Genomic DNA, 26,039 nt, shown 5'->3' with positions numbered 1-26,039 from the left:
TGACAGTTATGAGGCTATTGTCGATGCCGCTTGCTTGGCTTGGAATAATTTGCTTAAACAGCCACAAAGAATTCGGTCGTTAACTGCTCGTGCTTGGGCGCAACTTTAATTGTTGGGTTTGGTATTAGTTTCATCGATATTAGCTATAAACCTACCAATAATTTTTCCATAGCTGATAGCTTTAACCTTAAAACTATCAATGTCTTCTGAGCTCCAGCTTTTCAAAAATAAGTCTCTATCTATATATTTTTTTAAGTTATATAACTCTAATATATCGTTAATATCTTTATAATCATCTTGGATTTCACTTTTTAAAATAGACTCCGCTTTTTCTAGTTGATGACCATTAGCCATATCATGTTCGGAGAAAAACACTATTCTGTCTAGTTCATTTTTATTCATAATAATCCTTTAAATGCTTTGTCATTATGGAATATATCTAATCATATATTAATATAATAGAATCTCTTTAAATACAACGGCACTGCTGAATATGGTTATTGAAAACAAAAAAGCGGACTTCCAAAAGAAGCCCGCTTTTTTAATATTTATCTAATCAACTTTACGTTAAGTTAGGGTTCAGCCACTTCTCAGCGGTCTTAATATCCCAATCTTTACGTTTGGCATAATCCTCTAACTGGTCACGATCAATTTTACCCACATTAAAGTACGTGCTCTCAGGATGCGAATAATAAAAACCACTAACCGATGACGCAGGCCACATCGCAAAACTTTCGGTCAGAGTGGTACCAATCGCATTGGTGGTGTCTAACCAATCAAACAATTTGCCTTTTTCGGTGTGCTCAGGGCAGGCAGGGTAGCCTGGTGCTGGGCGGATGCCGACGTATTTTTCTTTAATCAGCTCCTCATTGGTCAACTGCTCAGTAGGCTGATAACCCCAGTATTTGGTACGGATTAATTCGTGTAAATGCTCGGCAAAGGCTTCGGCTAGGCGGTCACATAAGGCTTGTACCATAATGGCGTTGTAGTCATCTCCCGCTTCTTTGTAGCTGTCAGACAGCTCTTGGGCGCCGACGATAGAGACCGTAAAGCCGCCAAGATAATCATCATAGTCCTCAGAGGGAGAGATAAAGTCCGCCAAGCTGTAGTTTGGCTTGCCACTGGCTTTGTCCGACTGTTGGCGCAGATGCTCAAACACATGCGTTGGCTGTCCGCCAGCGCTTGGCTCTTTGTCATACACGGTCACGGTATCATGATCGGTACGGCGGGCAGGCATGATTTTGAATACCCCTTTTGGCGTGACCAGCTGCTCATCGATGAATGTTTGCATCAGTGCTTTGGCATTGGCAAATAGGTCTTTGGCTTCCGCCCCAACTATCTCATCATCGAAGATTTTTGGATATTTGCCGACCAATCCCCAAGAGACAAAGAAGGGCGTCCAGTCAATATACGGCAGTAAATTTTCGATAGGGTAGTTATCAAAGATGATTTGACCTTGCTCGTTGGGTACAGGCGGGGTGTAATTATCCCAATCAAATTTAAAGCCTTGTTCTATAGACTCTTGGTAGCTGAGTTTGGCTGCTTTTGGTTTACGATTGGCCAAGCGCTCGCGTACTTTTTGGTACTCTTCGCGCATCTCACGAAGCAGCTCTACTCGGTGCTCTTGAGACAATAGCTTGGTGACTACGCCCACAGAACGCGACGCATCGGAAACGTAGATGACCGCATCGTTTTGATAATTGGGTTCAATTTTTACCGCAGTATGCGCTTTGGATGTCGTCGCGCCACCGATCATTAGTGGCAGGGTCATGCCACGCTCTTGCATTTGTTTGGCGACATAGACCATCTCATCAAGGCTTGGGGTAATTAGACCCGACAGGCCAATGATGTCCGCCTTTTCGGCAATGGCGGTGTCCAATATTTTGTCGCATGGCACCATCACCCCAAGGTCGACTACGTCATAACCGTTACAGCCGAGTACCACGCCAACGATGTTTTTACCGATATCGTGCACGTCGCCTTTGACGGTCGCCATAACCACTTTACCTTTGACCTCACCTTCGACTTTTTCGGCTTCAATATAAGGGTTTAATACCGCAACCGCACGTTTCATCACTCGGGCAGATTTCACCACTTGTGGTAAGAACATCTTACCGGCGCCAAATAGATCGCCGACCACGTTCATGCCATCCATGAGTGGTCCTTCAATGACGTGTAGTGGTTTGGGGTATTTTAGGCGTGCCTCTTCGGTGTCTTCATCAATATAAGTGGTGATGCCTTTGACTAAGGCATGCTCGATACGCTTTTCAACCGATTGCTCACGCCAAGACAAGTCAATGGTGCCATCGTTCTTTTTACCACCGGCCACATAAGCTTCTGCTATCGTCATTAAGCGTTCGGTGGCCTCTTGACCAGACTCGCCCTGATTACGGTTAAGCATCACATCTTCAATGGCGTCACGAGCCTCTTTTGGAATCTCATCGTACACCTCGAGCATGGCAGGGTTGACGATACCCATGGTTAAGCCTGCTTGAATGGCATGGTATAAGAATACGGCGTTAATCGCTTCACGGATGGGGTTGCCGCGGAAGCTAAATGACACGTTTGACACACCACCTGACACCATGGCGTTGGGTAAGTTATCAGTAATCCAGCGGGTGGCATTAATGAAGTCTGCGCCATAGTTGTTGTGCTCGGTAATACCGGTGGCTACCGCAAAGATATTGGGGTCAAAGATGATGTCTTCAGAGGGGAAGCCCACCTCATTAACTAAGATGTCATAACTGCGCTGACAAATCTGAATTTTACGCTCATAGCTGTCAGCCTGACCGTCTTCATCGAAGGCCATAACAATCACTGCCGCACCATAACGCATACATAATTTGGCATGCTTCACAAACTCATCATAACCCTCTTTGAGCGAGATGGAGTTCACTACCGATTTACCTTGAGTGCGCTTTAATCCCTCTTCAATGATGTCCCATTTTGAGGAGTCAATCATCAATGGTACACGGCTAATGTCCGGCTCGCCGGCCACCAAGTTTAAGAAGTGAATCATCGCACCTTTGGAGTCGAGCATCCCCTCATCCATGTTGATGTCGACAATTTGAGCGCCGCCGTCAACTTGGTTACGTGCCACATCTAACGCTTCGGTAAATTCACCGGTTTTAATTAAGCGTAAGAACTTTTTGGAGCCGGTCACGTTGGTACGCTCACCGACGTTGACAAAAAGGCTATCTTTGGTGATGGTGAATGGCTCAAGACCGGATAAACGACAGGCAGGTGCAATGGTGGGGATCTGGCGTGGTGGATATTTTTGCATCACATCATGGATGGCTTTAATGTGCTCAGGACGAGTACCACAGCAGCCACCGACAATGTTTAACAGGCCTGATTTACCAAAGCCATCAAGTAGCGCCGCGGTTTGCTCTGGTGTTTCATCATATTCGCCAAATTCATTGGGCAAGCCGGCGTTGGGATGCGCTGAGATATACGTATCGGCGATATCTGATAAGGTTTGGATATGTGGTTTTAAAGCATCAGCACCGAGTGCACAGTTAAAGCCTACCGATAACGGCTTGGCATGGCGGATTGAGTTATAAAAGGCTTCGGCAGTCTGACCCGACAAGGTACGACCAGAGGCATCGGTAATGGTGCCTGATATCATTATGGGCAACTCAAAACCTATTGTCTCAAACACGCCGGTCACCGCAAAAATCGCCGCTTTGGCGTTTAGCGTATCAAAGATGGTCTCAATTAATACCAGATCGATACCACCCTCAATTAGTGCAAATAAGGCTTCGGTATAATTGTCTACCAACTCGTCAAAGGTGACGTTACGATAAGCGGGGTCATTGACATCTGGAGATAACGAACAAGTGCGTGACGTTGGGCCAATAACCCCTGCCACAAAGCGTGGTTTGTCAGGATTTTGCGCCGTAAATTCATCGGCCACTTCACGGGCAAGACGGGCTGCCTCTTTGTTAATCTCAGGGACCAAGTGCTCCATCGCATAATCTGCCATAGATATCTGAGTGCCGTTAAAGCTGTTGGTCTCAATAATATCGGCGCCTGCTGTCAGGTGATCACGATGGATGCTTTTAATGAGTTTAGGCTGGGTCAATACCAACAGATCATTGTTGCCCTGCACGTCTTGAGTAAAATCAGCGAAGCGCTCACCGCGGTAATCAGACTCGCCAAGCTTAAAGGTCTGAATCTGGGTACCCATGGCGCCGTCTAGCATTAAGATACGCTGATTTAGCTGTTCTACGATGCGCTGGCGGGCGGTAAGTTGCTGCTCTTTAAAAGGAAACTTAGCCGGCGGCACTAAATTAAAATTATCTGGATTATGCCCTTTTTTTATAGCAGTTTCGGGAAGATCTTTTTTGGTATTGTGTTCGGGATGGGAGCAGTTGGCCATAGCACTATCTTATACAGTAGGTTAATAGGGGAAAATAAGAGGTAAGCCTTTGGGGGTGGCCCGCAGCTAAAATTTTTAAGATAAGCTAGTGTAGCATACTGCTTAACAATATCTAATTCCTAGCTGGTATAAACGCAGCCCAGATATCGCAAGTAGCTGTTATCACAAGCTTTAAGCCGCAGCTAACTGCACAGTGTATAAATAATAAATAGCCTTACTGGTATTTTATACAGCACTGCTTTAGGATAGAAATGAAGATATCAAAGCTGATCGGGCTTAGGATATATGCCCATAAACCAGATAAACAAGGAGGTTTACCCTTATGGCAACAATGCCTACGATAGCGTTAGGGAGGCTGTCGGCTATTGGACTGACACTGATATCGATATCGATAAGTGCTCCGGCCTCTGTGGTCAAAGGAGATGTCTACTCAAGCTTAGAGCCGACCACAAAGCCTGCCACACCGCTATATTCTGTACCAACAACTGCTCTGTTCAGTCAGCCCAATCGTCCTAATAACGTGCAGCCTTTTAGTTATGATGCTTCAGAAAATGCGTTAGAAATGGCCAGACGAAATCCCAACCTTTCTATTTTGGTCGAAGCCATTGAGGCCGCAGGATTGAGTGGGGCACTTAGATTTGCAGGCAAAAACTACACGATTTTTGCGCCGGACAATACAGCTTTTGAGGCTTGGTTTAATCAGACCACGATGACCAAGCAAAAGCTGATGCAAAATAAACCTCTACTGCGCATACTGCTGGCTTATCATGTGGTCAAGACCCCCAAGCCCCTTACTTTAGCTCAGATGCATGCAAGTCGCTTGACCACATTTAACAATCATCAGCTTATCATCACGGATCAAAAGATGATTAAAGATGGCATAGGGCGGACCGCAGCCATTAAAATTGCTGATATTGCGACCCGTAATGGCACCGTACATGTGATTGATAAAGTGCTGTTTCCTGAAGGTTAGTGAACAACCTATACCATAAAAAAACCCGATACTCGTATCGGGTTTTTTGGTACTGGGCGGTTAACGCATGAACTTATTTAAGATCATTTTTACGATTAGATTCTACAGTTTGCTTGTAACGCTCTTCCCAGTAAACCGCATTTTTGATACCAAATTTCTTAGGATCAAATACAAAGCGTTTGTCTGAAGTACCGCCACCTGCTTTCAACTGAGCTTCATAGTCTCTAAGCATGGTAAGTGTAGGTTTTGCAACAAAGAAGATAATGATAATACCTACAATATTCAACCAAGCCATTAAGCCAACACCCACATCGCCTAGACCCCAGATATAGCCTGAGCTATTTAAGGCACCATAAGCCACCATAACCATAATCATCAGTTTCACGATAAATAGGCCGGTTTTACTGGCGTTTTTACCCATATAGCGCGTTAAATAAGAGATGTTAACTTCAGCAATATAGTAGTAAGCAAGGATAGTGGTAAAGGCAAAGAAGAATACAGCCACTGCGATAAATGAATCACCTACCGTACCATATACCGATTCCATAGCCATCTGTGTAAAGGAAGGTGAGTTGATTTCAACTTCAGCTGCTATGTTTTGTACAATGAACTGACCATCAGGTAATGTACCTTGGATATTGTACATACCAGTTGATAGAATCATAAAGGCTGTGGCAGAACATACCAATAAAGTATCTACATAGACTGAGAACGCTTGAACCAGACCTTGCTGTGAAGGGTGATCCACGGCGGCGGCAGCGGCGGCGTGAGGGCCTGTACCTTGACCGGCTTCGTTAGAGTAAATACCACGTTTTACACCCCAACCAATAGCAGCACCGAAGCCTGCTTGAGCTGAGAACGCATCGCTAAAGATCATACCGAAAACTTCAGGTACTTTGCTAAAGTTTGTGAACATGATTAATAAGGCTAAAACAACATAACCGACAGCCATAAAAGGAACGGCATATTCAGCAAAGTTAGCAATACGCTTAATACCACCAAAGATAATAAAGCCTAATACTAATAAGATGATGGCCAGAGCAATAAGACGGGTTGACCCCACTTCCATGCCCATTAGCGTCATCAAGCTACCTTCACCTGTTACCTGAGCCACCGCGTTAACAACACCGTTGGCCTGTACACCTGGTAAGAAAATACCACAAGCGATAATTGATGAGATAGCAAATACAATCCCGTACCATTTTTGACCTAGAGCGCGCTCGAAGTAATAAGCGGGGCCACCACGATATTCGCCAGTAACCACATCACGCTCTTTATAAATTTGACCTAGCGTTGATTCGACATAGGCAGTAGAGGCGCCTAAGAAAGCAACAATCCACATCCAAAATACGGCACCTGGACCACCAAAACCAATGGCAGCAGCAACACCGGCGATGTTACCCATACCAACACGACCTGCTAGTGCCACAGCGAGGGCCTGAAAAGAAGAAATACCATCATTGTCAGGTTTGCTTTTGAATAATAAGCGAAGCATCTCTTTAAAAAGACGTATCTGAACAAACCGCGTCATGATTGAATAAAATAAACCTGCACCTAAACATAGATAGATAAGGGCAGGACTCCAAATAATATTATTTAAAGCACTTACGATGCCTTCCATAGTGTGTTTCCTAGTGTTAAACAAATGAGGAACATGCCTGTCTCTCAATTAATTGTAATATCCCAAAGGTGTGTACAGCGCTTATTTAATTAATAGAGCCATAATAAAAACTAACCAATACAATTATATAAACACAAACACGTAAGCAGACAGTACGCGGAGTTGAGTGTAAGTAAACTTAGACTAATGTTACTCAAACGTACGTCTTAGTAACTGCAATTTGCCACAAAAAAGTTTAAATTGCCAGATTATTTTTCATACTAAAAAGATTTTCTTTAGCCATAAAACAGTCTTTTTTTGTATAGTTATCCCCGAAATCTGTCTAAATAGTTAAGTATTGCGGTTGTAGTTAAGTAACAAAAAATTGTATTAATTGTGCTTTAGCCTAATACAACAGTACAATTGCAGTACCTTAACTATTAAATTTAATTAATCTAAAGGACGTAGGGCAGGTGGTTAATCATCGTAAAGATCAAAAGCCTACTTTAGAGCGAAAAATATTTTTTAGATAAGTAAAAATTGTATAGTTAAATTCTAATTTGAAAAATTCTGGAGCCATTATGTCACGTAAATCAATTTTAAAGCCGCTGATGCTATCAACTGTACTGGGTATGTCAGCCATGAGCTTATCAGGATGTGGTTATAACAACTTACAAGCCCAAGATGAGCAAGTGACCGCCGCTTGGTCTGAGGTGGTTAACCAATATCAGCGCCGTGACGACTTAGTACCGAACTTAGTCAAAGTGGTTAAGCAATATGCTGACCAAGAGCAAGAGGTATTCACTCAGGTCGCTGAAGCCCGTTCAAGAGCCGGAAGTATTCAGCTGACGCCTGAGGCGTTAAATGACCCGCAAGCTATGGAGAATTATCAAGCCGCTCAGGCAGAAATGACAGGAGCCTTATCACGCTTGATGGCAGTCTCTGAGCGTTATCCTGAGCTTAAGTCAGATAAATTATTCCAAGACTTACAAGCACAGTTAGAAGGCACTGAGAACCGTATTACTGTGGCGCGTAACCGCTATATTCAAGAAGTTCAAAGCTATAACACCACAGTTCGTCAGTTCCCAACCAATATCACTGCCAAGGTGTTTGGTATGGACACCAAGCCTAACTTTACCGTTGAAAACGAAAAACAGATTTCAACCGCACCAGATGTTGATTTTGGTGAGTAATATAAGCTACGAGTAGTATAAGTAACTAGTAATATAGGTAAAAAGTAACTTAAATCGTTGGTCATAGCTTAGGCCTTTAGCGATATAAGATAAGCGGTCTATGGGTTAAGCGGCCCATAGGCTGTAGCCTGATGAGTCAGCCACTGCTGCTATGCTATAAAAGCACGAAGCAGTTGGCTGGCGAGTTAGTAAATAAAGTGAATAAAATTAAGTGGTGATGATGCGCATGCAAAAGTTGAAACGTAGCTGGTCCATACTGTCTTTAGTTGTTGCGACCCTATTAGTGACGCCCATAGGTTTGGCTGCCAATACGGAAGCAACGAGCACTGCATCGTCTCAATCTTCTCAGCAATTTGGTGACCAAAGTGTTGAGGATATGGTGGCCATTGCCAAAGCCGGTCAGCAAAATGAAGCTATTAATGATGCAGTGTTCGGCAATGAGGCCATTACTGACAACCTGCCTAATATGGGTGAAGCCCGTGCCGAAGATAACGCACAAGCCGGCAGTAATGCTAATGTGGCCACAGCCGAACCCCGTCAATCTACTGCGCAGAGTGTCGATAGCGATAAGCTGATTTTAAACGCGCCTGTGGTCGATCAGGCCAATATCTTTACCCCGCAAGAAAAGCAGTTGTTAACCCAAAGACTGCGTCATCTGTATGATCAAGGTTTGGCACAAGCTGCCTTAGTAACCGTGCCCTCTACCAATGGTATGAATATTTTTGACTACAGCTTACAGGTTGCGGATAAATGGAAGTTGGGTGATAAAGATACAGATGATGGCTTATTGATATTGGTATCTGTCAATGACCGAGACATGTACATTTTGTCAGGCTACGGCCTTGAAGGTGTACTACCGGATGCTATCTTAAAGGGGATTATCCGAGAGGATATTACGCCATCGTTTAAGCAAGGTGATTATGCAGGCGGGCTGGTTAAGGGTATCAATCGCATTGAAGAGCGTCTGGTCGCTGATCCGGATGTTTTGGCACAATCGGATAAACTGGCCAAAGAACGAGCCCAGAATCAATCGGCCAGTGATTCACCCTCCTTATTTGGCACCTTTATTATTGCGATGATTTTTGGGTTGTTTATTACCTCGGTACTGGGCCGTATTCTAGGCTCATTTGTTGCCACAGGTGGTTTTATTATGTTGGCACTGACCAGTGGTGCGGGCCTGATTGTCACCTTATTTATGGCTGTCTTCTTATGGTTATTCTTGATTACCCGCAGCTCAGGTGGTGGAAAAGGCGGCGGTAGAGGGGGACGTGGTGGCCGCGGCGGTGGCGTGGTATTCTTCCCAGGCGGCGGCTTTGGTGGTGGCGGCGGTGGCTTCGGCGGTGGTGGTTTTGGTGGCGGCGGATTCGGCGGTGGCGGCGGCGGATTCGGCGGCGGCGGCGCGGGCGGCTCTTGGTAGTCTAAAATAAAGTAGCGGCCATCATCATCCTATTTTGTTGTCTATGATATATAGACGATAAATGAGATATAGAAGCCAACTGTGACATAGAATATAACTGACAATAATTTCGACTTAGATTGGCATATCTGCCTATAAGCTTTGAGGTAACTGTAAGATGCAACAAAACGCAAAGCCCGACTTAACTCCTGCTCATCCAAATGTGGCTGAAGGGCATACTGTGGTCAGTGAGCCAAGCTTTGCTAGATGGTGGCGCCAGGTGATGTTTGTGCCTATCTTGCATAATCGTTGGCTGAGCGATACCGTCATGACACGTCTGACGAATAAAGTCACTGAAGCTGAAAAAGGCCACCGTGGTGAGGTGTTTTTGGTGATAGAAAACCATCTGCCCATCCACCTAGCATACCGAGTTGGCAGTCGAGAGCGAGCTATTGACTTGTTCAGTGAGTACCGGGTTTGGGATACTGAGGAGAATACGGGGGTACTGGCTTACGTCAATTTGTGCGAACACACTCTTGAGATTGTCGCCGATAGAGGGATTAGCACCCATGTTAGCCCGACGGTGTGGCGTGCTATGTGTGATAAGGCCAGTGCAGGTATGGCCAAAGGTAACATGGAGCAAAGCCTGACCGATCTGCTTGATGAAATAGGAATTTTATTGCGTCAGCACTATTATCTTGAATATGATCCAGCTGGCAATGAGCTGTCTGATACTGTGGTATTTTTAAAATAGTCTTGGTGTTTTTAACACAGTCATCGTACTCAATGCTGTTTGACATGCTACATTGTGTCCAACAAACCCAAAAGGCAAAACTGATGTGCTTAGCCTTTTGGGTTTGTTGCTTTGAATTATTGTGCTTTACTCATTTATCTTGTAAAGCTGCCAAAATTCTTGGCAGAATTTCACCGGCTTGACCAGCCAACACCACATCAACTAATGGGCTTTGGGTCGGATTTAAGTTAATCTCAATCACCTTAGCGCCCGTCTGCTTGGCCAGCTGTGCTAAGCCAGCAGCGGGATATACCAAGCTTGAGGTACCAATACTTATAAACACATCACAGTGCACTGCAGCCTCTTCGGCATACTGCCAAGCCCCTTGTGGCAGCATCTCACCAAACCAAACAATATCAGGGCGAATGTGACCACCGCACATTGGACAGCTTAATAATTGTAGGTCGTTATAGTCGATGGCATCACTAAAGCTTGCGTCACATTGACTGCATTTGTTTTTCCATAAGTGGCCGTGTAGGTGTATGGCCTGACTGCCTGCTTGTTCATGTAAGTCATCGACATTTTGGGTAATAAGGCTGCAGTCTTTATGGTTATCGGTGGCCCACTGCTGTAGATTAGCTAGGGCATAATGGGCTGGATTGGGCTGTTTTTCTTGTACCAAACCGCGTCGCCACTGATACCACGACCATACTGTCTGAGGGTCTTTTTTAAAGGCATTAATATTTGCTAAGTCTTCAGCTCGGTAATTCTCCCAAAGTCCGGTTTGTTTATCACGGAAGGTTGGAATACCACTTTCTGCAGATATACCCGCTCCAGTCAGCAAAAAAATGCGGTTAGCCTTAGATATCAAATGAGTGGCTTGATTAAAATCTTCAGTCATAAAACACCTATATATCAAAGGATTTGTGTATCATAATAGCTTATTACTAGGGGGATGAGTTATGAATCAGACAATAAGTGGCACCATGTTACTGGCAGCTGTCGTCATGATTGGCTTAATTTTGTTTGCCATTGCTTATTTAAAAAAGCCAAAGTCTGCACAGACTACCAGCGCTGCTTTGCAAAAATCCAAAGGTGCAAAAGGCACCGGCAAGCCGAAGTTTAACAGTAAATCTGGAAGCTTTAACAATAAGCTCAATCCACAATTGGCCAAGCTTAAAAAGCAAGTTATGCAAAATTTTCCTGACTTTACCACGTTGCTACGTCAGCAGCACTTGGTGTTAGAGCGCAATGCCAAAAAAGTGGCTCTGCTCACCTTAGATGCTAATGCTGCTTTAGGTCGTCGCCGTTTGGGAGATGTTGTCGTTATCAACTTTCATCAATTGCCTAGTGTGGAGGAGCTGAGAATCGAGCTCAGCGGTCTGTAAGATACAGGAGGCTTTTATAAAAGCCTGAATTCTGAGCACATAAAGCGGCTCTACAACATACTGGCTATGGGTTTGACATTACAAAAAATGTATGGCTATATGCCAATACAGCTTTAAAGCCTGCTATAGCAAGGCTTTTTTTAATTTTTACTCTACAGGCTTATTTGATTATGCGATGGCAAGATGAACAGACTCAACAGGATGTTAAGTTGAGACAAAGCAACCGACCAGATACTGGGTTTTTGTCTTGGTCGAACTATATAAAGGTGCATAAAGAGGATGCTGCCAAGCGGTATGAAGTGGCACAAGCTTTTTTGCCGTGGCCGCTGGGCTTTAAAGAGTCGGTGCTGGCCTTAAGAGCGCTTATTAGAGATAAAAAAAAGCAACAGGTTGACTTTGAGTCTGAGCTGCACTCTTTATATCACTTAGCAGCTTGGGAGTCCTTCTATCCTAAGCATTCCACAGCACTTGATGAGCCAGGCTTCAAAATATTTGATTATATGCCTGGGGGTATGATTACGGCTTTGGAAATAGAGTATCAAAAGCTTGGGTATGAACAATTAAAGCTGATTAATAAGACCGATGCCAAGCTGTTGGTTCAGTATTATGGCGAGCCGCAGCAGCACAGCACCTTATATGCCTTATACCCTAAATTGTGGCAACAAGCTGAAGCTCGATATGCTAAGAGCTTGGATGCCAGTAATAAGGCGGCGGATATTCAATTAGCCTGCCAAGCGCTGACTCAGCCAAAAGCTCGGGGCGATACGGACAATACCTCTACTCAAGCCAGTACGCTGCCTGCTTCTGGTCTGAGTAGTGCCTCTAAAAAATATGATGCAACAGGCAGGGTGATAGCACCAGCTGCGAGAGCGCCTAGACCAAAAAAATATCCCAAGCTACAAGCACAGCATAAGTTGGGTCAGCGTCCAAGTAGCAAGCATAAGTATCTCAATAAAGCTGCCAAAGCCAAGCAGTTGTCTCTACTTATGGTACAGGCCATAAAAGATCGGACGATATTACAACAACGGTTGTCTCATATTAATGTGGCCAATATCAAGCAGACCCTTTCCAATAAAAAGCTGTTGTCTGTATTGGGCGTAAGCTATCTGGTGGTTAACAGAGCCAGAAGGCTGCGTACTAAATAAAACGGATTTACAGCAAGATAGGGCTATGTACAACATTCTATAGTTGATAGTATGTAATCAAAAGGGATGTCAAAAAACTAAAGTCTGGCAAGATAAAGACTTTTAAGCCATAGAAATAATAGGGATAGGATCAAAAGGGGGGAGTGGTGCGCTCGGCGGGAATCGAACCCACGACCCTCGGCTTCGGAAACCGATACTCTATCCAACTGAGCTACGAGCGCATATTTTGAGGTTTATTGAGTTACCAACAGGCAGATGTCGACAAACACCCAGCTTCTTTTTTTGATGAAGGCTCCTCAAGGCCGCTAGTCTAGCAAAAACCAACAAAAAAACCAATCTTATCGCGCTTAATAAATGACAAAGCCTAGGATAATTTGATACATTAGCCACCAATCCTGTTATTTGCACCAGTAAATTCGATAAAAAATGGCTGTTTGTCGAAACAGTCATCATAGAAACATGGCTTTTATCCCCCATTTCCCCTTATAATATGAGGGAAAAGAATTTATTGCTGGTTTTATACTGATAAGTTAAAACAATTCACTCAATCATACACGACGGCCCAGTCAGCCAAGCGCCTATTAGCTGTAGCCACTGAGGCACGTCGCTCTAAAAAGAGATTGTGACGCATGAAAAAAATCGCGATGTTATCCGCCGCCGCCATTCTTGGTCTTTCAGGTATTTCTTTAAGCCAGGCTGAAGATGCTGCTCCTGCAGCCGCAGCTGATCAAACCACGCAAGTGGCTGCCGAGACAACCGATGCCGCTGCTGAAGCTCCTGCTGATGCGGCCACTGACGCAGCTGCTACAGACGATGCTGCTGCCACTGATGGCGAAGCCGCTGCCGACGGTGAAGCCGCACCCGCTGCTCCTGCTGCACCAGAAGAGCCTATTCCACAAGATACACCTCAAGTTAAAAAACTTATCGCCTTATATCCTAAGCTAATTGAGCGTATCCAGCCTTATGGTAGAGTATGTTTCGATGGCGATGACAGCTGTGATATCACTTTAACCGCTTCAGGTGCCTCTGCAGATGGTAAGCCACGTGACGGTAAAGCAGTTTATGAATCTATCTGTCAAAACTGCCACGGTAGTGGGGTATTGGGTGCACCTAAATTTGGTGATAAAGGCTCATGGGCACCTCACGTAGCCAAAGGTAAAGCCACACTTTATGATCACGCTATGAATGGCTTCAATGCGATGCCTGCTCGTGGTGGTGCTGATATTCCTGATGAAGAAGTACACAACGCAGTTGACTACATGGTTGAGCAATCTAGCTAATTATTGAACATAAAATTATTGGCTATAATTAGGCTAAATGCATAGCACTTAGCCTACCTAGTTTCTCACAATCATCCCTAAGACGCTTACTTAACGGTGAGCGTCTTTTGTCGTTTACTATAATTTGCCATGAATGGTCTTATAACGTTCATCCATAGTTCAGATAACTGCCCTTAATCGCCGGAATTAAAGCCGGCTACTAGCTGTTTTGCGATAACAGGGCGTGCCAATGTTTATTGCTGTTGCCAATTTGTGAGTATGTCACTACTTGGGTTTAATTTAACATTTTAGACACCATATATAGCAGCTCTCCTTACTCTAATTATCTTTTAATCCTACTCCTTTTAAAAGTTAGCAAAAATGTGATTTTATGACTAAAACAACTCCAGCATTACAAATTGAGAATCTCTCAAAAATCTATGGCAATGGCTTTACTGCGCTAAAAGATGTGAATCTGACGGTGCCTCAAGGCGGATTTTTTGCGCTGCTTGGACCGAATGGGGCAGGAAAATCGACCATGATTGGCATTATTAGCTCACTGTTTAAGCCCACTGAAGGTAAGGTAAAAATCTTCGGTACGGATCTGTTGGCCAACCCCTCTATTGCCAAGCAGTATTTAGGTATCGTGCCGCAAGAGTTTAACTTCAACCAGTTTGAGAAGGTGGAAGACATCTTAATCACTCAAGCTGGATATTTTGGTATTGCTGCTAAGGATGCCAAGCCACGAGCCAAAAAGCTTCTGACTGCACTGGGTCTTTGGGACAAGCGTGATAATAAATCCCGTGAGCTCTCTGGTGGTATGAAACGTCGACTGATGATTGCCCGAGCTTTGATACACAAGCCTAAGTTGCTTATCTTGGATGAGCCGACTGCTGGGGTAGATATTGAACTGCGCCGCTCGATGTGGGAGTTTATGCAGCAGATTAATGAGGAAGAAAATACCACCATTATCTTGACCACTCATTACCTAGAAGAAGCTGAGCAGTTGTGCCGCTATATAGCCATTTTGGATCATGGTGAAATCCGTATTAATACCGAGATGAAAAACCTATTGGCACAGTTGTCGGTCGAAACTTTCGTATTTGATTTAGAAAAGCCGCTGCAAGGTACCGTTAAGCTTACTGGCGTGACGGCGATTAAACAGCCTGATGATCAAACCTTAGAGGTGACTTTAACAGAGGGGGAGTCGTTGAACAGTGTCTTTGTTCAGCTAAGCGAGCAGGGTATCGAAGTGTCGAGTATGCGTAATAAAGCCAACCGTTTAGAGGAATTATTTATGCGCTTAGTAGAGCAGGGTGTGGCGGGCAAAGACAGCATGAAGGAGGTGGGACTATGAGTCACAACACCAACACAGCAATTCGCCCACAGGATGGGTTAACAGTTGCTCAAAAGTGGATTGCTTTTCGCACTATTTTGGTAAAAGAAGTACGCCGTATTTTACGTATTTGGCCCCAAACGCTGCTGCCTCCGGTGATTACCATGAGCTTGTATTTTGTCATCTTCGGTAAGATGATAGGCTCCCGCGTTGGCGAGATGGGCGGGGTGCCTTATATGCAGTTTATTGTGCCAGGCCTGATTATGATGTCGGTCATTACCAACAGCTACTCAAACGTGGTCTCAAGCTTTTTTAGCGCCAAATTTACGTCAAGTATTGAAGAGCTTTTGGTATCTCCGGTATCTAAGCATTCCATATTATTAGGCTATGTTGGTGGCGGTGTTTTCCGTGGTTTAATGATTGCCATTATTGTGTCTATTGTGGCGCAATTTTTTACTAACTTAGGCATTGAGCACTGGTTTGTGATGATATTTACGGTGCTTGGTACCTCGGTGCTATTTTCATTGGGTGGTTTTATTAACGCAGTGTTTGCCCGCTCTTTTGATGACATCTCAATTATTCCAAGCTTTGTGCTCACCCCGTTAACTTATTTGGGCGGTGTGTTTTATTCACTGGAGAATTTGTCACCTTTTTGGCAAAACGTTTCGCTACTCAACCCCATTGTGTATATGGTGAACTCGTTTCGATATGGCATCTTAGGGTATTCAGATGTGAATGTGTGGGCATCCATGGCGGCCATATTCGTCTTTTGTTTGATTTTTTATGTCATCGCTTATCGTTTATTAGATAACGGCTCACGCTTAAGACTGTAAGCCTAAGACAGCTTGTCAATTATCAGGCAGATTTTGAATCAAATGCCGTATTTGCTTTGGCGTAACCTGTATTAACCCAAGCTTAAACCGCTCAAACCTCTTAAGATCTTGAGCAAACACATCAATTAGTAAGGATAAGATTATGAGCATTCATGGCGTCTTAGGCGAAACCACCAGCTATCCAAAAACCTATCAGCCCGATACCCTTTATGCCATTGCACGCTCTTTAGGCCGTGATGCCATTGGTTGGGATGATGATAAATTGGCGGTGGGTGTAGATTGGTGGCATGCTTTTGAAATTTCATGGCTAAATCCTCAAGGCATCTCGCAGATGGCGGTAGCACGCTTTTCTGTCCCCGCTCATTCGCCAAACATTGTTGAATCCAAGTCTTTAAAGCTGTATTTAAACAGCTTAAACTTCACCGAGTTTGACAGTAAGGCTGCGGTCGAGCAAACCATTGCTAAAGATTTATCAGCCTGTGTGGGTGCTGATGTGGGCGTTGAGCTGTTTGATTTAGATTCCATTAGTGCTGGCGATACACACCATTCAGGATTTTTGATTGCGCATCCGCAAGGCAAATGCATCGATAACGCATTACAAGGCGCTGCTGTAAAAATTGAGCCGGTTGAGCACCCTGATGCCCGCTTATTATCCGCACATGACACGCCAGTCGATAACAATTTAGCCAGCGCTAAGTCCGCATTAAGCTCGACGGCACAAGACTATCAGCTGTACTCAAATCTGCTGCGTAGTAATTGCCCGGTGACCAATCAGCCAGACTGGGGCACGTTATCAATTGAAATGACCACTGATATGGCTGTCGATGAAGCCAGTTTATTGACCTATATTTTAAGCTTCCGTCAGCATAATGGCTTTCATGAGCAGTGTGTCGAGCAGATTTTTAGCGATGTGAGCCGCTACTTTAAGCCCTCAAAACTTATGGTACGGGCTTGGTATACTCGTCGCGGCGGTATTGATATTAATCCTTGCCGAGTTAGTGACCCAAGCTTATTACCAGCGCCTAGCCGTTTGGTACGTCAGTAATCAGCGTCTCTTTTGAGGATAAAAACAGCGCTATATTAAAAAAATATTAAGCCAAAATTAAGGGGGAGTAGTGGGGTAATATAACCAATACTTTCCCTTATTTTTTTACTGATTAAAATTAGTATGGTTTATTATTAAATTTATTTAGTTGACATCCCCTCCAAAACATCCGATTATAGGATTTTGATTAGTCAGTTAGCCTTCTCTATCGAGTTAGGTAACTTTAACGTAGCAACTATTGTTGGATTACCGTCCGCTATAGGGTGGCTACTTTAAATGTGATGAATTAAGCCGTTTTTTTTGTGTTGTCATTGGTTTGACAACGGCTATTTATAGCAAGCTGCGGCCTCTGTTTCAGGGACTTATCGGTCTACAGTGACTAAGTAATCAATCTGAATTTGGCATGTCTTGTTGGGAACGCGCCACTTTTAATTTAGATTGATGCCTATTAGATAATCTTTAACCCGATTTGTGGGTGTGATAAAGAGCCATATGCAGGCCCATCTCGCCAAATCACCAATCTTGTTAAACGACCACCTTAAGTCTTACTGCTCTGGTAAGACACTGCTGTAACCAGCAAAATTAGGTTCACTGTATCTTTAAGCGCTCATATCACATGGCTAATGCCTGATGGTATTTTTTGTCATGTCTATAGGGTTATTAAATTGTATGGATATGACTTATAAAATGTGCTTAAAATAATAATTTGAGTAAGGTTTAAATAAGTTTTAAACCGCCATTCAAAGTATGAGGTGTATACACTTGGTATGCTTTGCTGACCGGCAACTTTTATAGCGTGTGATTAAACGGTTACCCAGTTTTGGTGTTAGACAAAAATGCGAATGACCGGTTTAGTTATCACACCACTTTTATCATAAGCTTTTTAACAGGGCGCTGTTAATAATAAAGATTGATGATAAGGGTGATAAAAGCCTTAATAACATCCCGCAATAACAAAGGTGATGACAGTGACCCAAACAACCCAAAGCCCTAACATGACAGGGCACACTCAGACAGCGCACGCGGCCATTAATTTTGGCAAAAAGCGTGAACTTTTAGAAAATGGCGATGGGCCAATCATGCTCTCTGGTGGCGAAATGCTGGTCCAGGCCTTAATTGATCAGGGCGTTGAGTATATTTTTGGTTATCCAGGTGGTGCGGTATTGCACATTTATGATGCCATATTTAAGCAAGATGCCATTGAGCATTTACTGGTGCGTCATGAGCAAGCCGCTGGTCACATGGCGGATGCTTATTCTCGCAGAACGGGCAAAACAGGTGTGGTATTGGCCACATCAGGTCCTGGCGCTACCAACACCGTCACTGCTATTGCCACCGCGTTTATGGATTCTATCCCTATGGTGGTCATCTCCGGTCAGGTGCCTAAGTACTTAATCGGTGACGATGCTTTCCAAGAAACAGACATGGTGGGCGTGTCTCGTCCGATCGTAAAACACAGCTTCCAAGTGCGCCATGCCAGCGAAATACCCGGTATTATCAAAAAAGCATTTTATATTGCAGAGTCCGGCCGTCCAGGTCCTGTGGTCATCGATATTCCCAAAGACACCACTGCGCCGCATGAAAAATACGAATACAATTATCCTGATTCAGTCAGCATGCGCTCTTATCAGCCTTCAGTAAAAGGCCACAGTGGTCAGATTAAAAAAGCCATTGAGACTTTATTAGGCGCCAAACGCCCCATCTTATATTCAGGCGGCGGTGTGATTATTGGTAATGCTCACAAAGAGCTGACCGAGCTTGCTCATAAGCTCAACTTACCCGTCACCAATACTTTAATGGGTTTGGGAGGCTTTCCAGGCTCAGACCGTCAGTTCCTAGGTATGCTGGGTATGCACGGCACTTATGAAGCCAACATGACCATGCACCATGCCGATGTTATCTTGGCGGTGGGGGCGCGCTTTGATGACCGCGTGACCAATAATGTGCAGAAATTCTGTCCAAACGCCACCATCATCCATATCGATATTGATCCGGCCTCTATTTCTAAGACCATCATGGCCGATATTCCTATCGTTGGTGATGTAAAGTCGGTATTAACCGATATACTTGAGCAGCTAAAAGGTGATGACAAACAGCTAGATCAGCCCGCCTTACTTGACTGGTGGTCGCAGATTAATGAATGGCGTAAGCGTCATGGCCTACGTTATGACACCAATACAGATGAAGGCATGAAGCCGCAAGCTGTGGTTGAAAAATTGTATGAGCTGACTGAGGGTAAAGCGATTATTACCAGTGATGTGGGTCAGCATCAGATGTTCGCTGCACTATATTATAAGTATGATGAGCCGCGCCAGTGGTTAAACTCAGGTGGCCTTGGCACCATGGGTGTGGGCCTGCCTTATGCTATGGCAGCTAAATTGGTTGAACCTGAGCGTGATGTGGTGTGTATCACCGGTGAAGGCTCTATTCAGATGAATATCCAAGAGCTGTCTACTTGCTTCCAGTATGGTTTGCCGGTGAAGATTTTATGCTTAAATAACGCTCAGCTGGGCATGGTAAAGCAGTGGCAGGATATGCTCTATGAAGGCCGCCATGCCTCATCTTACATGGAGTCACTACCTGACTTTGTGAAACTGGCTGAAAGCTATGGTCACGTTGGTATCAAAATTACCGACCCAGAAAAGCTTGATGAGCAATTGGCTCAAGCCCTTGCCATGAAAGATAAATTGGTATTTATTGACGTGTATGTGAACCGTCATGAGCACGTTTATCCAATGCAGGTTGCGGGTCAGTCGATGCGCGATATGTGGTTATCTAAGGGGGAGCGTACCTAATGCAACAACATCTAATCTCTGTACTAATGGAAAACGAAGCTGGGTCGCTTTCACGCCTTGTTGGATTGTTTTCGCAGCGTGGCTATAACATCGAGACACTAAACGTAGCCCCAACAGAAGACGAAACTATCTCACGCTTGACGTTGACCACCAATGCCAGTGCCGAAAAAATCGAACAAATTACCAAGCACTTGCACAAGCTGATTGAAGTGATTAAGGTCATTAACCTAAGCGGAAATGATCATGTTGAGCGTGAGCTTATGCTGATAAAAGTACGCGCCACTGGCAGTGCCCGAGCTGAGGTTAAACGTAGTGCTGATATCTTCCGTGCTCAAATTGTGGATGTCACCTCAAACATGTATACCATCCAGATTGTCGGTGATGAAGCTAAGCTTGATGGATTTATTGAAGTAATTGGCCATGAGCGTATTTTAGAAGTGGTTCGCTCAGGGGTTATCGGTATTTTACGTGGGGAGCGCACCCTTAGCGTTTAGTTAGGGAAATTTTAAGCTAAGCCAAAAAAAGGTGTTATATTTAAAGGTTGAATTTCAACATAATCAATTATTTTCAAGGTGATTGAAAGTATTTAAAAAGGACTAAATTATGAACGTTTATTACGATAAAGATTGTGACTTATCTATCATCCAGGCCAAAAAAGTAGCCATTATCGGTTATGGTTCACAAGGCCATGCGCACGCGCTTAACCTTCAAGACTCAGGCGTTGATGTGACTGTGGGCTTGCGTAAAGATTCAGGCTCTTGGAAAAAAGCGGAAAACGCAGGTCTAAAAGTTGCTGAAGTAGCACAAGCGGTACAAGCAGCTGACGTGGTTATGATTTTAACCCCAGATGAGTTCCAAAAATCTTTATACGAAGACGTTATTGAGCCAAACATCAAAGAAGGCGCAACCCTAGCTTTCGCTCATGGCTTCGCTATCCACTACAATCAAGTGGTACCTCGTAAAGATCTAGATGTGATTATGGTGGCACCAAAAGCACCGGGTCACACGGTACGCTCTGAGTTTGTTAAAGGCGGCGGTATCCCCGATCTAATCGCTATTTACCAAGATGCTTCAGGTCAAGCCAAGCAAGTGGCACTATCTTATGCCTCTGGTGTGGGCGGCGGTCGCTCTGGTATTATCGAAACCACCTTCAAAGACGAAACTGAAACTGACCTTTTCGGTGAGCAAGCAGTGCTTTGTGGCGGTGCTGTAGAGCTTGTAAAAATGGGCTTTGAAACCCTAACAGAAGCCGGCTACGCTCCAGAAATGGCTTATTTTGAGTGTCTGCATGAGCTTAAGCTTATCGTAGACTTAATGTATGAAGGCGGTATCGCTGACATGAACTACTCAATCAGTAACAACGCTGAATACGGTGAGTACGTAACCGGTCCAGAAGTTATTAACGAGCAGTCTCGTGAAGCCATGCGCAATGCGCTAAAACGCATTCAATCTGGTGAATATGCTAAGATGTTTATCACTGAGGGTGCGACCAACTATCCTTCAATGACTGCCCGTCGTCGTAATAATGCGGATCATGAAATTGAAAAAACAGGTGCTAAGCTTCGCTCTATGATGCCTTGGATTGGTGGTAACAAAATCATCGATAAAGAAAAAAACTAAGTCGCTTAGTTTAAGGTAGCACAATAGACTGGCTACGATGAGCCGTCGGCCCACATGTTATTAAGCATGTGGGCTTTTTGGTTTTCAGTGCGCTTGTCAGTGTGCTTGAATGACAAGAACAATAGCTCAATATACGCCCAATGTGGCGTGTAAAATACGGCAATTTTAATAATAAAAAAGAGATGGTGTTATGAATACGGCGTGGTTATCACAGATAAACCCTCAAACTATTTACCTGATACTAAGTGCGGTCGTGGCTTTGCTTATTTGGATAGAGGGGGAGATGGTCAAAGCAACACTAGGTAAGCTGCCAAAATCTAGATTTTTTCATCTTATCTCAGTGATTGATACGCTGTGGTTTTTTGTCTCTATTTCGGTGCTTTACTGGATCGATTTAAATCCCTTAGCGATGACAGTGCCTCTGGCCTATGCCATTTATACCACTGGTGGCTGGATATATGGCACGGTATTGCTCAGACGCTCAGGTGGTATGCCTGACACGCCAGAGGATCTGGTTATTCCAAAGCCATTGGTTAGTTTTGGTCAGGCTTTTTCAGTGACCTTTTTTGCGCTTTGTATTTTTGTGCTGACTAAGACGTACTAGATCTGTATTCCTAGCACTGTATTCCTAGTACTGTATTATGGAAGCGGTCTTGGGTTGACACTGTGTTATGTATGGACTGATAAAGCTTATCAAAATTAGTTAGTCCGCTTTTACATTATTTACAGGAAACTAACTAAAAGCACAGATAATATTAGGACAAGTTGTTTAAAGCTGTTATACTAACACCCAGTAAGTAAGTTACTTTTTGAATGAATAGCACAGCTAGTGATTCAAACATGACTGCGTTTAATCGTAGCAATGTAATAGAAGTGGTTATTTATTAGAGTGAAGATTAGTCAACATTCTAATCGATACTGCTCGATTTACGTTTTCTACCGGTGTAATCCATTGAGGTTTGCCCAGTTAAAAGCATCATGACTATAGTTAAATCAATTTTATATTAGGAAAAGTTATGTCAGAACGTGTACAAGGTACTGTTAAGTGGTTCAACGAAGCTAAAGGTTTTGGTTTCATCGCACAAGACGATGGCGGCCAAGACGTATTTGCTCATTACAGTGCTATTCAAGGCAGCGGTTTCAAAACCCTAGCCGAAGGTCAAAAAGTTACTTTCGTATTAGGCCAAGGCCAAAAAGGTCCACAAGCTGAACAAATCGAATCAGCTGAATAATTTCTTGTAGGCTTAGACCTACAAATGAGTATTAATCATCTCAATAGATGATGGTACTTGAAAGAGACAACCCTATGGGTTGTCTCTTTTTTTTGTTTGAGGTTTAATAACGCTTGAGGTTTAATAACAGGGTTTGGATTAATTTAGCTCAGTTGGGTGTCAAGAACAGCTCACCCATAAATTTATGACCCTTTATTCACGCCAATGGCTTGACCTTATTGGGCTGCTCACGCAATATAATGATGTTTGATAATAAATCTTTATTTATACTGCCTTGACTACAAAAAAATGGTTGGCATAAAGGTTTAACAGTTGTGTACACTAAGGGCAGCTTTAATTAATGGGGCGAAATTTCTGTTAATTAAATCCTACAAATTGTTATATATATTAGACCCTATATTGGCTAAGATATATAAGAATAATTTACAAAGTACCAGGTAGGCCTTTAAACTTGGTGCGTATAACTGGTTAAACTTGGTGCGTATAACTGGTTAATTTTAATAACTCATAACATTAATAAACGAGGAACGTATGAAAGCATTAGTCGCTGTTAAGCGTGTGATTGACTATAACGTAAAAGTTCGCGTTAAAGCTGACAATTCTGGCGTAGATCTTAGCAACACTAAGATGTCAATCAACCCATTTTGTGAAATTGCTGTTGAAGAAGCAGTACGTTTAAAAGAAGCGGGCATAGTTGACGAGGTTATCGTTGCCTCTATCGGTCCAAAAGAAGCACAGGAACAAATCCGTGCAGCTTTAGCACTAGGTGCTGACCGTGGTATCTTGGTTCAAACTGATGAAAAACCATACCCTCTGCAAGTTGCAAAAATCCTAAAAGGTATCGCAGAGCAAGAAGCGACTGACATCATCTTATTAGGTAAACAAGCGATTGATGACGACAATAACCAAACCGGTCAGATGCTTGCCGCATTGATGGGTATCGGCCAAGGTACATTTGCCTCAGAAGTTAAAGTTGAAGGCGACAAAGTAAACGTTACTCGTGAAATCGACGGTGGTCTACAGACAGTTGCTCTATCATTACCTGCTGTGATTACAACTGACCTGCGCTTGAATGAGCCGCGTTACGCAAAACTTCCAAACATCATGAAAGCTAAGAAAAAGCCTCTTGATGAAAAAACGCCAGCGGATTTTGGTGTAGAGATGGCCTCTAAGCAAGAGATTATTAAAGTAACGCCACCACCTGAGCGTTCTGCAGGCGTTAAAGTGGGTTCGGTGGACGAGCTAATCGACAAACTAAGAAATGAAGCAAAAGTTATCTAATTTTTGAAACTAACTTCACATAAATTTGATTAGTGGTGTCAGTTGATTGTCGGCGTTTAGCATTATAAATACTCATAAACATGCAGTTTATGCCTATTAAATTAAATAAGACTAAGCCTTGGCAGCAACCAACAGTTACCCAATCACACTCTCATCTCATTATTTGAAAGGATAATATTCACATGGCAATTTTAGTATATGCAGAACATGATAATGCCGAGCTAAAAAAGGCAACGTTAAGCACAGTGACCGCAGCTTCACAGATCGGTGGTGACATCCACGTATTGGTTGCAGGTTCTGGCTGTAAACCTGTCGCAGAACAAGCGGCTAAAGTCGCTGGTGTTAGCAAAGTAATTTGTGTAGACAGTCCAGCTTATGAATATCAATTGGCCGAAAACGTGGCTTTATTGGTTAAAGATTTAGCGGGCGACTACAGCCACATCGTTGTACCAGCGACCACTAACGGTAAAAACTTCTTACCACGCGTAGCGGCTTTATTAGATGTCAGCATGCTGTCTGATGTGATGCAAGTTATTGATGCCAATACTTTTGAGCGTCCTATCTATGCTGGTAACGCATTGGCCACGGTTAAAACCTCAGAAGACAAGGTTCTTCTAACTGTACGTACCACAGCTTTTGATGCTGCGGCTGCTGAAGGTGGCTCTGCAACTATCGAAGAGCGTAATGACACTCAAGATGCAGGCAAATCAAGCTTCGTAAGCGAAGAGCTTGCGAAATCAGATCGTCCAGAGCTAACTTCTGCTGAAATCGTAGTGTCTGGTGGCCGTGCCCTAGCCAATGGTGAAAACTTCACCAAATACATCGAGCCACTAGCAGATAAGCTAGGTGCTGCTATCGGTGCCTCACGTGCCGCAGTTGATGCAGGTTATGTTCCTAACGATATGCAAGTGGGTCAAACGGGTAAAATCGTTGCACCAAGCCTATATATCGCAGCCGGTATCTCTGGTGCCATCCAGCATTTAGCAGGTATGAAAGACTCTAAAGTTATCGTTGCTATTAACAACGATCCAGAAGCACCGATTGCAAGTGTTGCCGATTACTTCTTAGAAGGTGACTTATTCACAGTACTTCCTGAGTTGACCAGCAAGCTGTAATGTTAGCCAAAACTGAGTACCAAGCTGGCTAATACACTTTGTAGTGCTGCCTTAGTCTGGTTTGTCGCTTAATTTGGTGAATAGCCCTCAATCGAAAGATTGGGGGCTTTTACATTGACAGCTTTTACAGCCAAGCCAATTTATCACCGGTCGCCGTAAAACCACCCACTTCAGGGGGTGGATATAAGGCGACACACACTGTCGTGATCAGTACTTAAAGTATTGCAAGTTAAAATTAACCTCGCCATACTAACCCTATGAAAACCCTCAAGCTACGCATCAAAGACAAACATGCAAACCAGCTAAACAAACTAGCTGGGAGTGTTAACTATGCGTGGAACTATGTTAATGCGTTAAGCTTTGAGCATTTAAGACGCACAGGTAAGTGCTTTTCGGCCTATGATTTAAGCCAATACACCAAAGGCAGTGGAGAGTATTTAGGCTTACACTCGCAAACTTTGCAAGCCATCAACGAAACTCATGCCAAATCTCGTAAGCAGTTTAAAAAAGCCAAACTTAATTGGCGTACTAATAGACCTAATGCCAAACGTAAATCACTTGGCTGGATACCTTTTAAGAAATCTGCCATCAAGTATCTACATACCAGACAAACAGGTAAAAAAGCACTTAAATCAACCATACAGCTATCGCTCTGTAAAGGTCAAAAGGTAATCATAGACGTATTCGATAGCTACAATTTGTCTTTGTATCAAA

The 26,039-nt window shown here is 43.7% G+C and carries 21 protein-coding genes, 1 tRNA gene and 1 pseudogene; 18 read left to right on the top strand and 5 right to left on the bottom strand.

Annotated features, from left to right (window positions below; all coding sequences use genetic code 11):
- Nucleotides 1-105: 105 nt before the first annotated feature.
- Nucleotides 106-402: a hypothetical protein gene (locus tag JMX92_RS10780; RefSeq protein WP_201545562.1), complete on the bottom strand. Its 297-nt coding sequence runs from the start codon at nucleotides 400-402 to the stop codon at nucleotides 106-108.
- Nucleotides 403-562: 160 nt separating this feature from the next.
- On the bottom strand, nucleotides 563-4,381 hold the full coding sequence (gene metH, locus JMX92_RS10775) for a methionine synthase (protein ID WP_201545560.1): 3,819 nt from the start codon (nucleotides 4,379-4,381) through the stop codon (nucleotides 563-565).
- 322 nt (nucleotides 4,382-4,703) lie between these two features.
- On the opposite strand from metH, the gene JMX92_RS10770 reads away from it, so the two are divergent.
- The gene (locus tag JMX92_RS10770) at nucleotides 4,704-5,354 is read left to right on the top strand and encodes a fasciclin domain-containing protein (RefSeq protein ID WP_110816205.1); all 651 of its coding nucleotides are present in this window, start codon (nucleotides 4,704-4,706) and stop codon (nucleotides 5,352-5,354) included.
- A gap of 73 nt (nucleotides 5,355-5,427) precedes the next feature.
- On the opposite strand, the gene JMX92_RS10765 is transcribed toward JMX92_RS10770, so the two are convergent.
- Nucleotides 5,428-6,975: an alanine/glycine:cation symporter family protein gene (locus tag JMX92_RS10765; RefSeq protein ID WP_155586528.1), complete on the bottom strand. Its 1,548-nt coding sequence runs from the start codon at nucleotides 6,973-6,975 to the stop codon at nucleotides 5,428-5,430.
- Between the two features lie 560 nt (nucleotides 6,976-7,535).
- On the opposite strand from JMX92_RS10765, the gene JMX92_RS10760 reads away from it, so the two are divergent.
- The 3 genes from JMX92_RS10760 (at nucleotide 7,536) to JMX92_RS10750 (ending at nucleotide 10,297) form a co-directional block, all read left to right on the top strand.
- The gene (locus JMX92_RS10760; protein WP_011959879.1) at nucleotides 7,536-8,147 is read left to right on the top strand and encodes a LemA family protein; all 612 of its coding nucleotides are present in this window, start codon (nucleotides 7,536-7,538) and stop codon (nucleotides 8,145-8,147) included.
- Between the two features lie 226 nt (nucleotides 8,148-8,373).
- Entirely contained in the window at nucleotides 8,374-9,564 is a 1,191-nt protein-coding gene (locus JMX92_RS10755) for a TPM domain-containing protein (RefSeq protein ID WP_110817288.1), read from the top strand.
- A 157-nt stretch (nucleotides 9,565-9,721) separates the two neighbouring features.
- Nucleotides 9,722-10,297, top strand: coding sequence for a TPM domain-containing protein (locus JMX92_RS10750; RefSeq protein WP_155586527.1), 576 nt, complete (start codon nucleotides 9,722-9,724; stop codon nucleotides 10,295-10,297).
- 130 nt (nucleotides 10,298-10,427) lie between these two features.
- Here JMX92_RS10750 and JMX92_RS10745 read toward each other — a convergent pair whose 3' ends face one another.
- A complete protein-coding gene (locus tag JMX92_RS10745) occupies nucleotides 10,428-11,177 on the bottom strand; it encodes an NAD-dependent deacylase (RefSeq protein ID WP_201545559.1) in 750 nt (249 codons plus the stop codon).
- A 61-nt stretch (nucleotides 11,178-11,238) separates the two neighbouring features.
- On the opposite strand from JMX92_RS10745, the gene JMX92_RS10740 reads away from it, so the two are divergent.
- Nucleotides 11,239-11,664: a hypothetical protein gene (locus JMX92_RS10740; protein WP_110816210.1), complete on the top strand. Its 426-nt coding sequence runs from the start codon at nucleotides 11,239-11,241 to the stop codon at nucleotides 11,662-11,664.
- A gap of 170 nt (nucleotides 11,665-11,834) precedes the next feature.
- A complete protein-coding gene (locus JMX92_RS10735; protein WP_201545558.1) occupies nucleotides 11,835-12,809 on the top strand; it encodes a hypothetical protein in 975 nt (324 codons plus the stop codon).
- A gap of 144 nt (nucleotides 12,810-12,953) precedes the next feature.
- Here the strand turns inward: JMX92_RS10735 and JMX92_RS10730 are convergent.
- A tRNA-Arg gene (locus tag JMX92_RS10730) sits at nucleotides 12,954-13,030 on the bottom strand.
- A gap of 408 nt (nucleotides 13,031-13,438) precedes the next feature.
- Between JMX92_RS10730 and JMX92_RS10725 the strand changes: the two genes are divergently transcribed.
- From JMX92_RS10725 to JMX92_RS10670, 12 genes and pseudogenes are all read left to right on the top strand, one after another.
- Nucleotides 13,439-14,089 (top strand): c-type cytochrome, encoded by a 651-nt coding sequence (locus JMX92_RS10725; protein ID WP_155586525.1) that lies wholly within the window; start codon nucleotides 13,439-13,441, stop codon nucleotides 14,087-14,089.
- Between the two features lie 370 nt (nucleotides 14,090-14,459).
- Nucleotides 14,460-15,425 carry an ABC transporter ATP-binding protein gene (locus tag JMX92_RS10720; protein WP_201545557.1) on the top strand — a complete coding sequence of 322 codons (966 nt, stop codon included), beginning with the start codon at nucleotides 14,460-14,462 and terminating at the stop codon, nucleotides 15,423-15,425.
- Nucleotides 15,422-16,237 carry an ABC transporter permease gene (locus JMX92_RS10715; RefSeq protein WP_201545556.1) on the top strand — a complete coding sequence of 272 codons (816 nt, stop codon included), beginning with the start codon at nucleotides 15,422-15,424 and terminating at the stop codon, nucleotides 16,235-16,237. The genes JMX92_RS10720 and JMX92_RS10715 overlap by 4 nt, the downstream gene beginning before the upstream one ends.
- Before the next feature lie 142 nt (nucleotides 16,238-16,379).
- Nucleotides 16,380-17,282: an NADPH-dependent 7-cyano-7-deazaguanine reductase QueF gene (gene queF / locus JMX92_RS10710; protein ID WP_201545555.1), complete on the top strand. Its 903-nt coding sequence runs from the start codon at nucleotides 16,380-16,382 to the stop codon at nucleotides 17,280-17,282.
- Nucleotides 17,283-18,361: 1,079 nt separating this feature from the next.
- The gene (locus JMX92_RS10705) at nucleotides 18,362-20,077 is read left to right on the top strand and encodes an acetolactate synthase 3 large subunit (protein ID WP_190272748.1); all 1,716 of its coding nucleotides are present in this window, start codon (nucleotides 18,362-18,364) and stop codon (nucleotides 20,075-20,077) included.
- Nucleotides 20,077-20,571 carry an acetolactate synthase small subunit gene (ilvN, locus tag JMX92_RS10700; protein ID WP_011959891.1) on the top strand — a complete coding sequence of 165 codons (495 nt, stop codon included), beginning with the start codon at nucleotides 20,077-20,079 and terminating at the stop codon, nucleotides 20,569-20,571. Before JMX92_RS10705 ends, ilvN begins: the two co-directional genes overlap by 1 nt.
- A gap of 109 nt (nucleotides 20,572-20,680) precedes the next feature.
- The gene (gene ilvC, locus JMX92_RS10695) at nucleotides 20,681-21,697 is read left to right on the top strand and encodes a ketol-acid reductoisomerase (RefSeq protein WP_011959892.1); all 1,017 of its coding nucleotides are present in this window, start codon (nucleotides 20,681-20,683) and stop codon (nucleotides 21,695-21,697) included.
- 190 nt (nucleotides 21,698-21,887) lie between these two features.
- A complete protein-coding gene (locus tag JMX92_RS10690; RefSeq protein ID WP_155586522.1) occupies nucleotides 21,888-22,301 on the top strand; it encodes a hypothetical protein in 414 nt (137 codons plus the stop codon).
- 412 nt (nucleotides 22,302-22,713) lie between these two features.
- Nucleotides 22,714-22,929: a cold-shock protein gene (locus JMX92_RS10685; RefSeq protein ID WP_007394029.1), complete on the top strand. Its 216-nt coding sequence runs from the start codon at nucleotides 22,714-22,716 to the stop codon at nucleotides 22,927-22,929.
- A gap of 531 nt (nucleotides 22,930-23,460) precedes the next feature.
- Nucleotides 23,461-24,210, top strand: a complete 750-nt coding sequence (locus tag JMX92_RS10680; protein ID WP_011959894.1) for an electron transfer flavoprotein subunit beta/FixA family protein — start codon at nucleotides 23,461-23,463, stop codon at nucleotides 24,208-24,210.
- A 182-nt stretch (nucleotides 24,211-24,392) separates the two neighbouring features.
- A complete protein-coding gene (locus JMX92_RS10675) occupies nucleotides 24,393-25,325 on the top strand; it encodes an electron transfer flavoprotein subunit alpha/FixB family protein (protein ID WP_011959895.1) in 933 nt (310 codons plus the stop codon).
- Between the two features lie 257 nt (nucleotides 25,326-25,582).
- Nucleotides 25,583-26,039: pseudogene (locus tag JMX92_RS10670) on the top strand (RNA-guided endonuclease TnpB family protein); the annotation flags it as partial.

Source organism: Psychrobacter sp. H7-1 (assembly GCF_904846585.1).
GTDB classification, from domain to species: domain Bacteria; phylum Pseudomonadota; class Gammaproteobacteria; order Pseudomonadales; family Moraxellaceae; genus Psychrobacter; species Psychrobacter raelei.
The sequence above is the reverse complement of the archived record's forward strand: the minus strand, read 5'-3'. Positions and strand labels throughout refer to the sequence as shown.

What these genes read in the sequence shown, in the direction of transcription:
- JMX92_RS10780 (WP_201545562.1), bottom strand. Translation starts at nt 402, where the DNA reads ATGAATAAAAATGAACTAGACAGAATAGTGTTTTTCTCCGAACATGAT.
- metH (WP_201545560.1), bottom strand. Translation starts at nt 4,381, where the DNA reads ATGGCCAACTGCTCCCATCCCGAACACAATACCAAAAAAGATCTTCCC.
- JMX92_RS10770 (WP_110816205.1), top strand. Translation starts at nt 4,704, where the DNA reads ATGGCAACAATGCCTACGATAGCGTTAGGGAGGCTGTCGGCTATTGGA.
- JMX92_RS10765 (WP_155586528.1), bottom strand. Translation starts at nt 6,975, where the DNA reads ATGGAAGGCATCGTAAGTGCTTTAAATAATATTATTTGGAGTCCTGCC.
- JMX92_RS10760 (WP_011959879.1), top strand. Translation starts at nt 7,536, where the DNA reads ATGTCACGTAAATCAATTTTAAAGCCGCTGATGCTATCAACTGTACTG.
- JMX92_RS10755 (WP_110817288.1), top strand. Translation starts at nt 8,374, where the DNA reads ATGCAAAAGTTGAAACGTAGCTGGTCCATACTGTCTTTAGTTGTTGCG.
- JMX92_RS10750 (WP_155586527.1), top strand. Translation starts at nt 9,722, where the DNA reads ATGCAACAAAACGCAAAGCCCGACTTAACTCCTGCTCATCCAAATGTG.
- JMX92_RS10745 (WP_201545559.1), bottom strand. Translation starts at nt 11,177, where the DNA reads ATGACTGAAGATTTTAATCAAGCCACTCATTTGATATCTAAGGCTAAC.
- JMX92_RS10740 (WP_110816210.1), top strand. Translation starts at nt 11,239, where the DNA reads ATGAATCAGACAATAAGTGGCACCATGTTACTGGCAGCTGTCGTCATG.
- JMX92_RS10735 (WP_201545558.1), top strand. Translation starts at nt 11,835, where the DNA reads ATGCGATGGCAAGATGAACAGACTCAACAGGATGTTAAGTTGAGACAA.
- JMX92_RS10725 (WP_155586525.1), top strand. Translation starts at nt 13,439, where the DNA reads ATGAAAAAAATCGCGATGTTATCCGCCGCCGCCATTCTTGGTCTTTCA.
- JMX92_RS10720 (WP_201545557.1), top strand. Translation starts at nt 14,460, where the DNA reads ATGACTAAAACAACTCCAGCATTACAAATTGAGAATCTCTCAAAAATC.
- JMX92_RS10715 (WP_201545556.1), top strand. Translation starts at nt 15,422, where the DNA reads ATGAGTCACAACACCAACACAGCAATTCGCCCACAGGATGGGTTAACA.
- queF (WP_201545555.1), top strand. Translation starts at nt 16,380, where the DNA reads ATGAGCATTCATGGCGTCTTAGGCGAAACCACCAGCTATCCAAAAACC.
- JMX92_RS10705 (WP_190272748.1), top strand. Translation starts at nt 18,362, where the DNA reads ATGCTCTCTGGTGGCGAAATGCTGGTCCAGGCCTTAATTGATCAGGGC.
- ilvN (WP_011959891.1), top strand. Translation starts at nt 20,077, where the DNA reads ATGCAACAACATCTAATCTCTGTACTAATGGAAAACGAAGCTGGGTCG.
- ilvC (WP_011959892.1), top strand. Translation starts at nt 20,681, where the DNA reads ATGAACGTTTATTACGATAAAGATTGTGACTTATCTATCATCCAGGCC.
- JMX92_RS10690 (WP_155586522.1), top strand. Translation starts at nt 21,888, where the DNA reads ATGAATACGGCGTGGTTATCACAGATAAACCCTCAAACTATTTACCTG.
- JMX92_RS10685 (WP_007394029.1), top strand. Translation starts at nt 22,714, where the DNA reads ATGTCAGAACGTGTACAAGGTACTGTTAAGTGGTTCAACGAAGCTAAA.
- JMX92_RS10680 (WP_011959894.1), top strand. Translation starts at nt 23,461, where the DNA reads ATGAAAGCATTAGTCGCTGTTAAGCGTGTGATTGACTATAACGTAAAA.
- JMX92_RS10675 (WP_011959895.1), top strand. Translation starts at nt 24,393, where the DNA reads ATGGCAATTTTAGTATATGCAGAACATGATAATGCCGAGCTAAAAAAG.